A 14,836-nucleotide genomic window follows, 5' to 3' on the forward strand; every position below is an offset into this window, starting at 1 on the left:
GCACCAACCTATCGCCGGGGCCGCGTGCCGCCTAGCGCGAGGTGAGACGGCCCGGGGTGCCGCCCGGGGGAGCGGCGTCGGGGGTGAGGGCGAGGGTGAGCGTGGTGCCGGTGTGCAGGCCCCAGGCGGCCATGGCGCCGGCCTCCGCCTCCAGGACGTGGCGGGCGCGGAGGCGGGGCAGGCCGAGGCGGCCCGGGGGCATGGTGGTCACGGCGATGACGCGGAGGGCGCGGTCCAGGTGGGCGACGTCGATGGGGAAGCGCATGCCGAAGGTGTGGACGGAGGTGGCGGGGGTGAGGAGGAGGGCGCCCTCGATGCCGGGGCGGCCCAGGAGGCCGCGGGTTCGGGCGCGGTAGGAGGCCGCCACCTCCAGGGGGATCGGCGGGCCGTCCCCGCCCACCCGCAGCACGCCCGCCCCGTCCACCCACCGCCGCCCCATACCCCTCATTCCCGCCCGGCCTACCCGGCCCGGCCTACCCGGCCCCGACCCTGCCGTGCTGGCTGCCCTCCCGGTCGGCCGTCGGGCCGCGGGCCGTCGGGCCGCGGGCCGCTGCCCTGCGGGGCCCTTCCCCTCCCCGCCCCTTCCCGAAACCGGGACCTGCGGCCCCGGCCCCCGCCAAGCGCCGGCTCCGCCCGCTCCGCACCGGTGCGCTCAAGCGCCGCGCGGGCTGGAAGCCCCGGCCGCTTCGCGTCCGGTCGGCTCGGGTGTGGTGCGGGCTGGGAGTGCCGGCCGCTTCGCGTCCGGTGGGCTCAAGTGCCGTGCGGCTGGGTGTGGCGGTGCTGCAGGGCCGTGGTCCGGCAGATCCAGCCTCGCCGGCGTTTGAGGCGCGGGGTCTGGGGCGGAGCCCCGGGAAGGTTGGCCGGGTGCCGTGCACGTTCGGGCCTGAGGGCGTTGCTTCAGCCTCTCCCGCCCCCCTGTGAGGCGCGGGGCTGGGGGCGGGCCCCGGGAGGTTGGCCGCCAGGCCGTCGTGCCCCCGGCAGCGGAGGGTTGGGTCCGGGGGCCCGTGTCTTCGTGGGGTGGGGGGATTAGCTTCGGCGGATGGGTGTGGTGGTGGTCGTTCTCGCCGGAGGGTACGGGGGGCTGGTCGGGCTCCGGGTCCCCCGGGTGGTCTACCGGCTCTCCGTCCCGGCGGGCGAGCCGTGGCGGGGCCGGTGCCCCCGCGGGCACCCCCTGGGCGGGTGGTGGGGTGCCGCCCGCTGCACGGGCGGCGGCGCCCCGAGCGGGCCGGCCCACCGCTACGGCCCCCGCCCCGGCCGCACCGCCCTGCTGACCGCCGCCGTGTGCGCCGCCCTCGCCGCCGGCACCGGGGCGCGGCCCGAGGCCCTGGTGTTCATCGGGCTCGTGCCCGTGCTCGTCGTCCTCGCGCTCGTCGACCGGACCGTGCAGCGGCTGCCCGACGTGCTCACGCTGCCGCTGGCCGGCGGCCTCGCCCTCGGGCTCGGGGGCGCTGCGCTCCTGCCCGGCGCCGCCGGCTCCTGGCGGCTCGCACTGCTCGGCGGGGCCGCGCTCGGCGGCGCGTACCTCCTGCTGTTTCTGATCAACCCCGCCGGCCTCGGCTTCGGCGACGTCAAGCTGGCGCTCGCGCTGGGGGTCGCTCTTGGGTGGTACGGGTGGGGGGTATGGGCCCTCGGGGCCTTCGCCGGCTTCCTCTACGGGGCCCTGTACGGCCTCGGCCTTGTGCTGCGGCGCCCGGCAGGGCGGAAGCAGGCGTTCCCCTTCGGCCCCTTCATGGTGGCCGGCGCCCTCACCGGAGTGCTCCTGGGTGGTTTCGGAGCGTAATCATTCCGCGCTGATGCACGCATCACGCTTTACGAAGGGTTATGGTGGAACCCCCCCCTCGGGCCGGTCCGTATCCCCCCCACGGACCGGCCCGTTTTCCTTTCCGCCCGGTCCCCCCGCGCCCGCACGGCAAAGACGCAGGTCAGCCGCGCTGCGCCCAGATGTTGGTGCCCGGGGTCGAGACGGCGAAGGAGTCGATCTCCTTCAGCTCCTCCTCCGACAGCGGCGCGCCCGCCAGCGCGGCCACGTTCTCCTCCAGCTGCTTCACGCTCGACGCGCCGATCAGCGCCGAGGTCATCCGCTCGTCCCGCAGGACCCACATCAGCGCCAGCTGCGCCAGCGACTGCCCGCGCCGGGCCGCGATCTCGTTCAGGCCGGTCAGGCGGCGCAGCACCTCCTCGGAGAGCAGGGCCGGGTCCAGCGACTTGCCCGCGGCGGCCCGGGAGCCCTCCGGGATGCCCCCCAGGTACTTGCCGGTCAGCAGGCCCTGCGCGAGCGGCGCGAAGGAGATGCAGCCCATGCCGGCCTCCTCCAGGGTGTCGAGCAGCCCGTCCTCCTCCGTCCAGCGGTTGATCATGGAGTACGAGGGCTGGTGGATCAGCGGCCGCACACCCATTTCGCGCAGGATGCCCGCCGCCTCGGCGGACTGCTCCGCGGTGTACGAGGAGATGCCGACGTAGAGCGCCTTGCCCTGCTGCACCGCGGAGGCCAGGGCGCCCATCGTCTCCTCGAGCGGGGTCTCCGGGTCGAAGCGGTGCGAGTAGAAGATGTCGACGTAGTCCAGGCCCATCCGCTTCAGGGAGGCGTCGAGCGAGCTCAGCAGGTACTTGCGGCTGCCCCACTCGCCGTACGGGCCGGGGTGCATCAGGTAGCCGGCCTTGCTGGAGATGATCAGCTCGTCGCGGTACGGGGCGAAGTCCTGCGCGAGCAGCTTGCCGAAGTTCAGCTCGGCCGAGCCGGGCGGCGGGCCGTAGTTGTTCGCCAGGTCGAAGTGGGTGATGCCGAGGTCGAAGGCGCGGCGCAGGATCGCCCGCTGGGTCTCCAGGGACTTGTCGTCGCCGAAGTTGTGCCAGAGGCCGAGGGAGACGGCGGGAAGCTTGAGGCCGCTGCGGCCGGTGCGGCGGTACTCCATGGAGTCGTAGCGGGCGGGCTCTGCCCGATAGGGATTGGTATCAGTCACGTTGTCCTCTCTATCACGGACTTGTGACAGACCGAGTTGGGTACCCGATCCCACCGCGCAGTAATGTGGCGCCCTCGGGGGAGGGACCGCATTTCGCACGGGGGCATCGCACGGAGGGGCTGGAAGATCGTGAAGCTGCGCGACCTGGTGTACAAGCTCTATGCACGCCGGGTGGAAGGCCGCCTCGACCATGCCGCGTCGCCCAAGCACATCGGTGTGATCCTGGACGGCAACAGGCGCTGGGCGAAGGCGTCCGGAGGCACCACCGAACAGGGCCACCAGGCCGGTGCCGACAAGATCTCCGAGATGCTGGGCTGGTGCACCGAGACGGACGTCGAGGTGGTCACCCTGTGGATGCTGTCCACGGACAACCTGGACCGGCCGGAGAACGAGCTCCGCCCGCTGCTCAACATCATCGAGAACACCGTCCGCGGCCTGGCCGCCGACGGCCGCTGGCGCGTCCACCACGTGGGCAACCTCGACATCCTGCCGGCGCAGACCCAGACGGTGCTCAAGGAGGCCGAGCAGGCCACCCACGACATCAAGGGAATACTGGTCAACGTCGCCGTCGGCTACGGCGGCCGCCAGGAGATCGCCGACGCGGTCCGCTCGCTCCTGCTGGAGCACGCGGAGAAGGGCACCTCCTTCGAGGAGCTCGCCGAGATCCTCGACATCGACCACATCGCGGAGCACCTCTACACGCGCGGTCAGCCCGACCCGGACCTGGTGATCCGCACCAGCGGCGAGCAGCGCCTGTCCGGGTTCATGCTGTGGCAGAGCGCCCACTCGGAGTACTACTTCTGCGAGGTGTTCTGGCCGGCCTTCCGCAAGGTCGACTTCCTGCGGGCGCTGCGCGACTACGCCGCCCGCCACCGGCGCTACGGGACCTGAGGACAGCGGCGGGGGCGGCGGAGCTTTCTGACGCCCCCTCGGCCCGCCCCCGGGCGGAGCCCCTTCGGCCGGCCCCCGCCCCGCCCCCGGGCGGAGCCCCTTCGGCCGGCCGCCCGCCCCGCCCGTCACCCCCGCCGCCCCCGGCGCACCCGTCACCGCCGCAAGCCCTTCACCTGGGCTTCACCGAGCGTCCGTCATATGCCATGGCATGGCCGTGCCTGATCGGGGAATACCCCTTTCAGGTCGATGCCCGATCCACGGGTGTCGAGTCTCAGCGGGCGGCATGGGGCCGTCCGCCCGGGAGGCCCTTTGCGCCAGGACGCACGTGCGGTTCGCACGGACGGAGTGGGAGGGCCGGAGTCGGCCCTCGCAGGGGTGCCGATGACCGGTCCGGTCTTCATGGCCCGACCTCTTCCGAGGGGGTACGTCCTTCCGTGGTGACCAGCACAAAGCGCCGCCTGCCCGACAGGCGGACCTACGTCCTCGACACCAGCGTCCTGCTGGCAGACCCCAATGCGATCACCCGCTTCGAGGAGCACGAGGTCGTGCTCCCGATCGTGGTGATCACCGAGCTGGAGGCCAAGCGCCACCATCCCGAGCTCGGCTACTTCGCCCGCCAGGCCCTGCGCCTGCTGGACGACTTCCGGGTCCGCAACGGCCGACTCGACGCCCCCATCCCGGTGGGCGACCTGGGCGGCACCCTGCGTGTCGAGCTCAACCACTCCGACCCCGGCGTCCTGCCGGCGGGCTTCCGGCTGGGGGACAACGACTCGCGGATCCTCGCGGTCGCCCGCAACCTCCAGGCCGAGGGCTACGACGTCACGGTCGTCTCGAAGGATCTCCCGCTGCGCATCAAGGCCTCCTCCGTGGGGCTGCTCGCCGAGGAGTACCGCGCCGAACTCGCCATCACCGACGCCGGATGGACCGGCATGAGCGAGCTCGCCCTCTCCGGCGAGCAGGTCGACCTCCTCTACTCCGAGGAGCGGCTGTACGTGCCGGAGGCCGCCGAACTGCCCGTGCACACCGGGCTCGTCCTGCAGTCCGAGCGCGGCAAGGCGCTGGGCCGCGTCACCGCCGACGGCAGTGTGCGCCTCGTCCGGGGCGACCGCGGGGCCTTCGGGCTGCACGGCCGCAGCGCCGAGCAGCGCATCGCGCTGGACCTGCTGCTCGACCCGGAGGTCGGCATCATCTCCATGGGCGGCCGGGCCGGCACCGGCAAGTCGGCGCTGGCGCTGTGCGCGGGCCTGGAGGCGGTGCTGGAGCGCCGCCAGCACCAGAAGGTGATGGTCTTCCGGCCGCTGTACGCGGTGGGCGGCCAGGAGCTCGGGTACCTGCCCGGCGACCAGTCGGAGAAGATGAGCCCCTGGGCGCAGGCGGTCTTCGACACCCTCTCGGCGGTGGCCGGGCGGGAGGTCATCGATGAGGTGCTGAACCGCGGGATGCTGGAGGTCCTGCCGCTCACGCACATCCGCGGCCGCTCGCTGCACGACGCCTTCGTGATCGTCGACGAGGCGCAGTCGCTGGAGCGCAACGTCCTCCTGACCGTTCTGTCCCGAGTCGGGGCGAATTCCCGGGTCGTTCTGACCCACGACGTCGCCCAGCGGGACAACCTGCGGGTCGGCCGGTACGACGGAGTCGTCGCCGTCGTCGAGAAGCTGAAGGGGCATCCGCTGTTCGCCCACGTGACGCTCACGCGCTCCGAGCGCTCCCCGATCGCCGCCCTGGTGACGGAGATGCTGGAGAGCTTGTAGTCACAAGGGGCGTCAAAACGCCCATAGCGGGACGGTGAGTTGGCGCCGCCCGGCAAAGGCCCGAGAGCCTAGCCGGGCGGCGCCGTGCTGCACAGGTCTTTGTCCGAACCAACCGCAACATGCCAGGTGTGACCTTTCCCACGCAACGCAGAATTGCCTTGCGGTGTCGGGGTCCGGCAGAGTCTGTTTTCCGTCAGGCCCCGCATACGGCATACCTGTATCTCCGGTTGTTTTCCCGGCGGTACGCGCAGCACCACAACTCCACAGTCGTTCGCCGTATGCCGCCCGAGCACCACGCGGCAGCCCCCGCAAGGGGGTTGCCCACGGGCCAGCGCCTCCAGTGACCGCAGTTCCACGGAGGCCAGTGCGAGGGGCACTCGTGCGCCCGCCCGGTCACTGCGGACGCTGCTGGAAGGACATCGTGTGAGCCGGATCTCGGTCCGGGGGTTTGCAGTGGCCTCGGCCACCGCGGTCACCACCGTCGGCGCAGTCGTGGGCGTTGCCGCAGGCGACCCCTCCTCGAACGATCTCGAGACCACCGCGTCCGGGGCGACCCTCCTCACTGACATTCCGGTCGGCGAGCAGGCCGAGGTCCAGAGCGGTTCCCTGACGCAGCAGGCCGACGCCCTCGCCCAGGGTGCCGACACCGACGCCCGCCGCTCCGCCGAGGAGGCCGCGCGCCTCCAGGCCGCCGAGGACGCCAAGGCCAAGAAGGCCGAGGCGCAGAAGGCGGCGGACGAGAAGGCGAAGAAGGAGCGCGAGGAGAAGGAGCAGATCGCGAGCCGCTCCGCGACCCGCGACGCCTCCGACTTCGCGGTCCAGGGCTCCTACACGGTCGCGCAGGTGAAGGACATCGCCCGCCAGATCGTCCCGTCCGGTCAGTTCCAGTGCTTCTCGAACATCGTGAACGAGGAGTCCACCTGGAACTACAAGGCCGTCAACTCGTCCTCGGGCGCGTACGGCCTGGTCCAGGCGCTCCCCGGCTCGAAGATGTCCTCGGTCGCCTCCGACTGGCGCACCAACCCGGCCACGCAGATCCAGTGGGGCCTGAACTACATGAACGACCGCTACGGCAGCCCCTGTGGCGCCTGGAGCTTCCACCAGGCCAACGGCTGGTACTAGAGGCCCCGCCGCACCGCTCAACCCGGGGGAGCCCCGCACCGTCCTACGGTGCGGGGCTCCTCGCGTGTACGGTCGGTCGAGGCGTGTCCACGGGCGGGGGGAAAGGATCGAGATGGGGAAGACCGCAGGCTGGCTCGGCCGGCTCGGGAACAAACTGAGCCGGATGGAGGCCAGGCTCGACGCGCGGCGCGCCGAGGTCGAGGCGGAGACCGCCGGCGTCGCTGCGACCCCCGCGGTCCCGCCCGTGCCGCCGGCCGCCTCCGTCCCGCCGGGACCGGCGCCCGGAGCCGCCGCCGGCCACCCCCACCACCCCGGCCTGCCCGAGCGGCCGCACCCGGCGAGCGTGGTCCCGTGGGGCATGCGGGTCGCCGCCGAGGTCAGCTGGCGGCTGCTGATGCTCGCCGGGATGCTCTGGGTGCTGATGAAGGTGATCAGCGAAGTCCGCCTGGTCGTCCTCGCCTTCGCCGCGGCCCTGCTGGTGACCGCCCTGCTCCAGCCGTTCGTCGTCCGGCTGCGCCGGCTCGGCCTGCCGCGGGGGCTCGCGACCGCCGTGACCGCGGTGCTCGGCTTCGTGGTCATCGGGCTGGTCGGCTGGTTCGTGGTCTGGCAGGTGATGGAGAACCTCGACGACCTCTCCGCCCGCGTCCGCGACGGCATCAACGAGCTCAAACTCTGGGCACTGGACAGTCCGTTCCACGTGACCGAGAAGCAGATCAACGACATCGCGAAGAACCTCACCGAGACCATCGGCACCAACACCGAGCAGATCACCTCGGCCGGCCTCCAGGGCGTCACCGTCCTCGTCGAGGTGCTCACCGGCATGCTGCTCGCGATGTTCTCGACGCTGTTCCTGCTCTACGACGGCGCGCGCATCTGGGGCTGGGTGCTGGGCCTGGTCCCCGCCGCGGCCCGCCCGGGCGTCGCCGGAGCCGGTCCGCGCGCCTGGCGGACGCTGACCGCGTACGTGCGCGGCACCGTCCTGGTCGCGCTCATCGACGCCATCTTCATCGGCCTCGGCCTGTACTTCCTGAAGGTGCCGATGGCGGTGCCGCTCGCCGTCTTCATCTTCCTGTTCGCCTTCATCCCGCTGGTCGGCGCGGTGGTCTCCGGGGCCCTGGCCGTGGTCGTCGCCCTGGTGACCCAGGGGCCGTGGACGGCGCTGCTGGTGCTGGGCGTGGTGCTGGCCGTGCAGCAGATCGAGGGACACGTGCTGCAGCCGTTCATCCTCGGCCGGGCGGTACGGGTCCACCCGCTCGCGGTGGTGCTGGCGGTGGCCGCCGGCGGCATGGTCGCGGGCATCGGCGGAGCGGTGGTCGCCGTCCCGCTCGTCGCCGTCACCAACACCGTGGTCGGCTACCTGAAGGCGTACTCGCGCGACCAGCTCCTGCACGGGGCCGCGTCGATCGGACCGGGCCCGCACGGGGCGACCGCGATGGAGCAGGCCGCCCGGGAGGCCGGCAGTGATCAGCGAGCCTGAGCTGGAGGGGGAGTGGGAGCAGGACCGGGCGCAGGAGCCCGCCCGTCCCGATCCGCCCGAGGCCGCGGTACGGGGGCAGCGCGCCCCGTGGCTGTGGGGGCTCGCCGGGGTGGTGCTGGCCTCGGCGGTGTGGACGACCGTACCGGCATTACAGGAACGTTCCTCCGCGGCGCCGCGCATCGAGTACCGGCACACCGAGAACCTGTGCAAGGACGCGCGGCTGAACACCCTGCTGAAGGTGACCGCGCCCTCCATGAGCGACCACCCGACCCACCGGGAGAGCCCGGCCCTGGACTGGTCGCACTGCGAGTACTTCACCGAATGGGTCGAGGGGGGCACCTCGTACCAGATGCAGACGATGGTCGAGCTGCACAAGAAGACCGACCCGCAGGCCGAGTTCGGGACCGGGCCGGGCAGCTTCATGGACGCGCTCCAGGCCCCCGCCGACGTGGAGCAGGTGCCGGGGCTGGGGGAGAAGGCGCTGATGACCACCCACTTCGCGGGCGCCGGCGCCGGGCCGCGGCTGCAGGTGCTCGACGGCGGGGCGGTGTTCACGCTGTCGGTGGGCTGGCTCGGGGACACCGACGGGGCCCCGCAGCCGGACGAGGACGCGGTCAAGACGGCGATGATCGAGGACATGCGGGTCCTGATGGGCCGCCTGCGCAAGTGAGGCGGCCATGAGCAAGGGCCCCGCGGCCGGGAACGGCTGCGGGGCCCTCGTCCGCGCGCGGCGCGTACGGAGCGACCGTACGGGGCGGTGCGGGGGTGCTACTCGGTGGCGAGGGCGTCCTCGGCGTCGAGGGTCACGGCGACGGCCTGGATCACCGAGGCGATCTTGAAGGCCTCCTGGATCGTCTCGCGGTCGACGCCGGCCTTGCGCAGGACCTGCTCGTGCGAGTCGAGGCACTGGCCGCAGCCGTTGATCGCGGAGACCGCGAGCGACCACAGCTCGAAGTCGACCTTCTCCACGCCCGGGTTGCCGATGACGTTCATCCGCAGGCCGGCCCGCAGCGTGCCGTACTCCGGGTCGGAGAGCAGGTGGCGGGTGCGGTAGAAGACGTTGTTCATCGCCATGACGGCGGCGGCGGACTTGGCGGCCGTGTACGCCTCGGGCGACAGGGCGGCCTTCGCCTCCGGCTCCAGCTCACGCAGGACGCGCCCGGAGCGGGCGGCGATCGCGCAGGACAGGACCGTGCCCCACAGCTGCTGCTGCGAGAGGGTGTTCTGGTTGCCGATGACCGAACCGAGGTTCAGCTTCAGGTCCTTGGCGAAGTCCGGTATGGCGGACTTGAGGGAGTCGAGGGACATCCGTCACTCACCGGCCAGCAGGGCGCCCGCGTCCAGGGTGTCCTCGCCCTTGTTCCAGTTGCAGGGGCACAGCTCGTCCGTCTGCAGGGCGTCGAGGACCCGCAGGACCTCCTTGGGGTTACGGCCCACGGAGCCGGCGGTCACCATCGAGAACTGGATCTCGTTGTTCTGGTCGACGATGAAGACGGCGCGCTGCGCGAAGCCGTCCTCGCCCTGCACGCCACAGGCCTGCATCAGCTCGTGCTTGGAGTCGGCCAGCATCGGGAAGGGCAGGTCGCGCAGGTCGGCGTGGTCCTTGCGCCAGGCGTGGTGGACGAACTCGGAGTCGCCGGAGACGCCGAGGATCTGGGCGTCGCGGTCGGCGAACTCCTCGTTGAGCTTGCCGAAGGCGGCGATCTCGGTCGGGCAGACGAAGGTGAAGTCCTTCGGCCAGAAGAACACCACGCGCCACTTGCCCTCGTAGGTCTTGTGGTCGATCTGCGCGAACTCCTTGCCGGCCTCGAGCGAGACGCAGGCGGTCAGATCGTACGTGGGGAACTTGTCACCGACAGTGAGCACGTGCTCTCCTTGCGGACAGGAAACCGCCCTTTTTGGGCAGTTTCCGTGAGGGTTGGACGGATCTCACATGCTGACACAGCTGCATTGATTGCGGAAATAGCTAGTCTTGTGGCGGGTGATCGGAGGTCCCTATCAGTGGCTGTCGGTAATAGAGGAGCGAAGCAGGCGACGCTCGCACAGCTGCGCGCGTTCGCAGCCGTCGCCGAGCACCTGCACTTCCGGGACGCCGCCGCGGCGATCGGAATGAGCCAGCCGGCGCTGTCGGGGGCCGTCTCCGCGCTGGAGGAGGCCCTCGGCGTGCAGCTGTTGGAGCGCACCACCCGCAAGGTGCTGCTCTCCCCGGCGGGCGAGCGGATCGCCGGCCGGGCCCGGGCCGTGCTCGAGGCCATGGGCGCCCTGCTGGAGGAGGCCGAGGCGGTCCGCGCCCCCTTCACCGGCATCCTGCGGCTCGGCGTGATCCCCACGGTCGCCCCGTACCTGCTGCCGACCGTGCTCGGCCTGTTCCACCGGCGCTACCCGCGCATGGACCTCCAGGTGCACGAGGAGCAGACGGCCTCGCTGCTGGACGGGCTGGCCGCCGGCCGGCTCGACCTGCTGCTGCTCGCGGTGCCGCTCGGCGTGCCGGGGGTCACCGAACTGCCCGTCTTCGACGAGGACTTCGTCCTGCTCGCCCCCAGGGAGCACCCGCTCGCAGGGCGGCGCGACATCCCCCGCGAGGAACTGCGGGGCCTGCAGCTGCTGCTGCTCGACGAGGGGCACTGCCTGCGCGACCAGGCCCTGGACATCTGCCGCGAGGCGGGGCGCACCGACGGGGCCGACGTCACCACGACCGCCGCCGGGCTGTCCACCCTCGTACAGCTGGTCGCAGGGGGACTGGGCGTCACCCTGTTGCCGCGCACCGCGCTGCGCCTGGAGACCGCCCGCAACGAGCACCTGGCCACCGGGTACTTCGCGGAGCCCGCGCCCTCCCGGCGGATCGCCCTCGCCATGCGGACGGGCACCGCCCGCCAGGAGGAGTTCCGGGCCGTCGCGGATGCCCTGCGCGAAGCGGTGCGCCCGCTCCCGGTGTGGCCCGCCGAGTAGGACGGGCCGCCGGGAGCGGGCGCGGCGGCTGCGGCGGGCGCACCGGCCGGGCCGGTTCCCGCCGCGCCACGGGCCGGGCTACTCCGTGCGCAGGCCGTCGGGGCGCATCAGGCGCAGCAGCGGCGGCAGGCTGAGCAGGGTCACCCCCGCGACCACCGCGCCGCCGATGCCCGCCATGCCCGCGACCGCGCCCCAGTCGATGCGGACCTCCAGGTCCGCCATCCGCATCAGCACCGCACCGAGCCCCAGCCCGGCGGCGGTGGCCAGGGCCAGGCCGAGCCCGACCGGCAGGGCCGTCTGCCACAGCACCGACAGGCTCAGCGTGGAGCGCCGGGTGCCGAAGGCGACCAGGGCGGAGAGCAGCGGCCTGCGCTCGCGCAGCTGCTCCAGCTGCGAGACCAGCAGGCTGCAGCCGATCAGCACCAGCACGCACGCGGACCCGACGAACAGCCCGCTGCGCACCGTGGCGTACTGCGCGTCGGTGCGGATCGCGGCGAGGGTCATGGGCACGGCCAGCGGATCGGCCTTGAAGACCGCCGTACGGGCCCGCTCCAGCGCGTCCGGCACGGCCGGGTCGAGGCGCAGGTACACCTGCGCGGAGCGGAAGTCGCCCAGGCCCTTCGGTGCGGCGGCCGGGGTCACCAGGACGCCCGTGCGCAGGTTGCCCATCGGGTCCTTGCGCGCGGGAACGGACCGGGCGCCGGCGGGCACCGTCCAGCCGACCGGCTGCGCGCCCTCCTGGCCGTAGACGTTGCCGGTGAAGAGCTTCTCGCCCGCCCGGGCGCTCTCGGAGTGGTAGCCCGGGGTGCCGCGGGCCCCGCCGGTCAGCAGGAAGACGTCGCCGTCCGCGCACGAGGGCAGCTCGGCGAGCTCGGCGAGGGCGGTGCAGCTGCCGATGGTCATGCCGATGGAGCTGTGGTCCTCCCCGACCTGCTGCGTGCGCGAGGCCGTGGTGGAGCCGAGCGGGATGGCCCGGGCGATCCCCCGGGCCCCGGCCAGGGTCCGGCCGAGGGCCTCGGTGGTCTCCGGGGTGCCGGTGCGGACCAGGACGGAGAGGGCGGCGCGGCCGGGGTCCTGGCCGGTCTCGTCGGTGTAGTCGCGCTCGGCGCCCGCGAAGACCATCTGCAGGGCGATGGCCCCCGCGACGGCCACCGCGATGCCGGCGACGAGCCGGGCGGCGGCCCCGCTGGTGAGCTGGAGCCGGCGCACGGCCAGCTGCCAGGAGACCGGGCCGGCGCCGCCGAGCCGGGCGACGATCCGCTCCAGCAGGTAGGGCAGCAGGGCGGTGGTGCCGATCAGCAGCAGCACCACGCCCGCGGTGACCTGCCCTTCGTTGAAGCGGCCGTGGGAGTTGCCGCGGCCCGTCATCGGCACGAGGAGGCCGAGCCCGGCGAGCGGGGTGAGCAGCCGCCACCAGATCCGGCGCCTGCGCGGGGCGCCGACCCGCACCACGCCGAGCGGTTCGATGACGACGCTGCGCAGCGCGAACAGGGTCACGGCGACGGCGGCCGCGGGCACGGCGACCGCGATGACCGCCGCCAGCCAGGGCTGCGGGGCGAGGTCGTCGGGGAAGACGCTCAGCCGCCGCACGCCCGCGTACGGGGTGAGCCGGCGGCCGGCGAGGAAGAAGCCGGTGCCGAGCAGCAGGCCGGCCGCCGAGCCGGCGAGCGCCTCGCCCGCGGCGATCCGGCGGGTCATCCGGCCGTCGGCGCCGACCAGGCGCAGCGCGGCCAGGCGGCGGTCGCGGCGTTCGCCGCCGAAGCGCACGGCGGTCGCGATGAACACGGCGACCGGCATGAGCAGCGCCACGACGGTCAGCAGCGCGAGCAGGGTGAGGACCGGGTCGAGGGGCGGGGCCTCGAGGTCGTTGCCGAAGCCGGTGATCCGCTGGACCGGGCTGGTGCCCGGTTCCCGCTGCACCACCGGGGCGAGCCGGTCGGTGCCCGCGTAGAAGAAGAGTTCGCCGGGGCCGACCAGGCCCGCGTCGCCGATGGTCGAGACGATCCGCCCGTCGAGCCGCTCGCGCAGCAGGGCGCCCTCGCCGGTCTTCAGCAGCCGGTCCAGGGCGGGGGAGACGGCCAGCTCGCCGGGGCCGGGGTACTTCTTCAGGCCGGGCGGCAGCGGGGCCTTCGGCCCCTCGGGCTGGACCAGCAGCCCGTCGACGCCGTACGAGCGGTAGCTCTGGTCGGCGTGGACGGTCAGCAGGGTGTTCGGGCCGGGGGCGTCGGCGGTGGCCGCCCCGTCCAGGGTCGCGCGGGCGGCGGCGCGGGTGTCGCGGGCGTGCAGGGCGTTCGGCACCGCGCTGGTGACCAGCAGCAGGGCGACGCCGAGGCCGACGCCCACCCCGGTCAGGAGCGTGCGGATCCAGCCCTCGCGGCCGCCGGTGAACGCGAACCGGACGCCGAGGGCGAGGTCGCGGGCCCATGCCCTCGGGGTGCTCATACGGCGCGCTCCATGTCCCGGGCCCTGCCGTCGCGCACGACGATCTCCCGGTCGGAGTACGCCGCCACCCGGGTCTCGTGCGTGACGAGGACGACGGCGGTGTTCGCCGAGCGGGCGGCCTCGGTCAGCAGCTGCATCACGAGCTCGCCGTTGAGGGAGTCCAGGGCGCCGGTGGGCTCGTCGGCGAAGATCACGCGCGGGTCGGTCACCAGGGAGCGGGCGACCGCGACGCGCTGGCCCTGGCCGCCGCTGACCTCGCCGGGCCGCTTGCGGGCCAGGTCCTCCACCTGGAGCTGCTGCATCCGCTGCAGGGCGGTGCGCTCGGCCTCCTTGCGCTTGACGCCGGTCAGGCGCAGCGGGAGCGCGACGTTCTCCACGCAGGTCAGTTCCGGGACGAGCCGGCCGAACTGGAAGACGAAGCCGAACTCGGTGCGGCGCAGGGCGCTGCGCTCGGCGTCGTTCATGGCGGACAGCTCGCGGCCCGCGTACGTGATGGTGCCGGCGTCGGGGGTGACGATGCCGGCCAGGCAGTGCAGCAGGGTCGACTTGCCCGAGCCGGAGGGGCCCATGACGGCGACGACCTCGCCGGGGTGGATGGAGAAGTCGGCGCCGTCGAGGGCGTTCGTGGGACCGTACGCCTTGCGCAGGCCGGTGGCGGACAGCAGGGTGCCGGCCGGGGTCATCGGCGTACCTCCCGGGCGAGTTGGTCGAGGCGGGCGGCGGTCAGCTCCAGCCAGCGCAGGTCCGCCTCCAAGTGGAACAGGGCGTGGTCGCAGACGAGCTGGTCGGCGAGGTCGCCCTTGCGCTTGCGCTGGGTCAGGATGCGCATGAGCCGCAGGTGCTCGGCGCGCTGGGTGTCCAGCAGCTCGTCGGCGCTGCGGCCGGTGAGCAGGGCGAGGACGACCTTGGTGTACAGGGTCGACTGGAGGTAGGGCTCGGGCTTCTCGGGCTGGGCGAGCCAGGCGGAGACGTCGGTGATGCCGGCGTCGGTGATGGCGTACCGCTTGCGGTCGGGTCCGCCGCCGGCCTCGATCCCGTCGACCTCGACGAGGCCGTTCTTCAGGAGGCGGGACATGGTCGAGTAGACCTGCCCGTACGCGAGGGGGCGGTCGTGGCCGAACTTCTCGTCGAAGGCGCGCTTGAGGTCGTAGCCGTGCCGCGGACCGGCCTCCAGGAGGCCGAGGAGGGTGTGACCGATGGACATGGCGGCGACTATACATGCGGTGTATACCCGCAGTGTATAC

At 73.0% G+C, this 14,836-nt stretch carries 14 protein-coding genes; 7 read left to right on the top strand and 7 right to left on the bottom strand.

Annotation, left to right across the window (positions count from 1 at the left end):
• Positions 1-31 precede the first annotated feature (31 nt).
• Complete coding sequence (locus AB0953_RS08595; protein WP_366858667.1) at positions 32-439, bottom strand: DUF192 domain-containing protein; 408 nt, start codon at positions 437-439, stop codon at positions 32-34.
• Between the two features lie 600 nt (positions 440-1,039).
• On the opposite strand from AB0953_RS08595, the gene AB0953_RS08600 reads away from it, so the two are divergent.
• Positions 1,040-1,780 carry an A24 family peptidase gene (locus AB0953_RS08600; RefSeq protein WP_366858668.1) on the top strand — a complete coding sequence of 247 codons (741 nt, stop codon included), beginning with the start codon at positions 1,040-1,042 and terminating at the stop codon, positions 1,778-1,780.
• Positions 1,781-1,922: 142 nt separating this feature from the next.
• Here the strand turns inward: AB0953_RS08600 and mgrA are convergent, their stop codons facing one another.
• Positions 1,923-2,960, bottom strand: a complete 1,038-nt coding sequence (gene mgrA, locus AB0953_RS08605) for an L-glyceraldehyde 3-phosphate reductase (RefSeq protein WP_366858669.1) — start codon at positions 2,958-2,960, stop codon at positions 1,923-1,925.
• Between the two features lie 129 nt (positions 2,961-3,089).
• Between mgrA and AB0953_RS08610 the strand changes: the two genes are divergently transcribed.
• The 5 genes from AB0953_RS08610 to AB0953_RS08630 all read left to right on the top strand — a co-directional run bounded on the left by AB0953_RS08610 (position 3,090) and on the right by AB0953_RS08630 (position 8,871).
• On the top strand, positions 3,090-3,851 hold the full coding sequence (locus tag AB0953_RS08610) for an isoprenyl transferase (RefSeq protein ID WP_366858670.1): 762 nt from the start codon (positions 3,090-3,092) through the stop codon (positions 3,849-3,851).
• A gap of 434 nt (positions 3,852-4,285) precedes the next feature.
• Entirely contained in the window at positions 4,286-5,602 is a 1,317-nt protein-coding gene (locus AB0953_RS08615; RefSeq protein ID WP_366858671.1) for a PhoH family protein, read from the top strand.
• A gap of 405 nt (positions 5,603-6,007) precedes the next feature.
• Positions 6,008-6,724 carry a transglycosylase SLT domain-containing protein gene (locus AB0953_RS08620; protein ID WP_366858932.1) on the top strand — a complete coding sequence of 239 codons (717 nt, stop codon included), beginning with the start codon at positions 6,008-6,010 and terminating at the stop codon, positions 6,722-6,724.
• Positions 6,725-6,836: 112 nt separating this feature from the next.
• Positions 6,837-8,201: an AI-2E family transporter gene (locus AB0953_RS08625; protein WP_366858672.1), complete on the top strand. Its 1,365-nt coding sequence runs from the start codon at positions 6,837-6,839 to the stop codon at positions 8,199-8,201.
• Positions 8,185-8,871 carry a hypothetical protein gene (locus AB0953_RS08630; RefSeq protein ID WP_366858673.1) on the top strand — a complete coding sequence of 229 codons (687 nt, stop codon included), beginning with the start codon at positions 8,185-8,187 and terminating at the stop codon, positions 8,869-8,871. Before AB0953_RS08625 ends, AB0953_RS08630 begins: the two co-directional genes overlap by 17 nt.
• A gap of 98 nt (positions 8,872-8,969) precedes the next feature.
• Here AB0953_RS08630 and AB0953_RS08635 read toward each other — a convergent pair whose 3' ends face one another.
• Entirely contained in the window at positions 8,970-9,509 is a 540-nt protein-coding gene (locus AB0953_RS08635; RefSeq protein WP_366858674.1) for an alkyl hydroperoxide reductase, read from the bottom strand.
• 3 nt (positions 9,510-9,512) lie between these two features.
• Positions 9,513-10,067: a peroxiredoxin gene (locus tag AB0953_RS08640; protein ID WP_366858675.1), complete on the bottom strand. Its 555-nt coding sequence runs from the start codon at positions 10,065-10,067 to the stop codon at positions 9,513-9,515.
• Positions 10,068-10,202: 135 nt separating this feature from the next.
• Between AB0953_RS08640 and AB0953_RS08645 the strand changes: the two genes are divergently transcribed.
• A complete protein-coding gene (locus AB0953_RS08645; RefSeq protein WP_366858676.1) occupies positions 10,203-11,150 on the top strand; it encodes a LysR substrate-binding domain-containing protein in 948 nt (315 codons plus the stop codon).
• Positions 11,151-11,228: 78 nt separating this feature from the next.
• Here AB0953_RS08645 and AB0953_RS08650 read toward each other — a convergent pair whose 3' ends face one another.
• From AB0953_RS08650 to AB0953_RS08660, 3 genes are read right to left on the bottom strand one after another with little or no spacing between them, the layout of a single operon-like run.
• Complete coding sequence (locus AB0953_RS08650) at positions 11,229-13,592, bottom strand: FtsX-like permease family protein (RefSeq protein ID WP_366858677.1); 2,364 nt, start codon at positions 13,590-13,592, stop codon at positions 11,229-11,231.
• Positions 13,589-14,275 (bottom strand): ABC transporter ATP-binding protein, encoded by a 687-nt coding sequence (locus AB0953_RS08655; protein WP_366858678.1) that lies wholly within the window; start codon positions 14,273-14,275, stop codon positions 13,589-13,591. The genes AB0953_RS08650 and AB0953_RS08655 overlap by 4 nt, the downstream gene beginning before the upstream one ends.
• A complete protein-coding gene (locus tag AB0953_RS08660; protein WP_366858679.1) occupies positions 14,272-14,796 on the bottom strand; it encodes a PadR family transcriptional regulator in 525 nt (174 codons plus the stop codon). The genes AB0953_RS08655 and AB0953_RS08660 overlap by 4 nt, the downstream gene beginning before the upstream one ends.
• Positions 14,797-14,836 lie beyond the last annotated feature (40 nt).

Origin of the sequence: Streptomyces sp. NPDC046866 (assembly GCF_040704625.1) — a bacterium.
GTDB lineage: Bacteria > Actinomycetota > Actinomycetes > Streptomycetales > Streptomycetaceae > Streptomyces.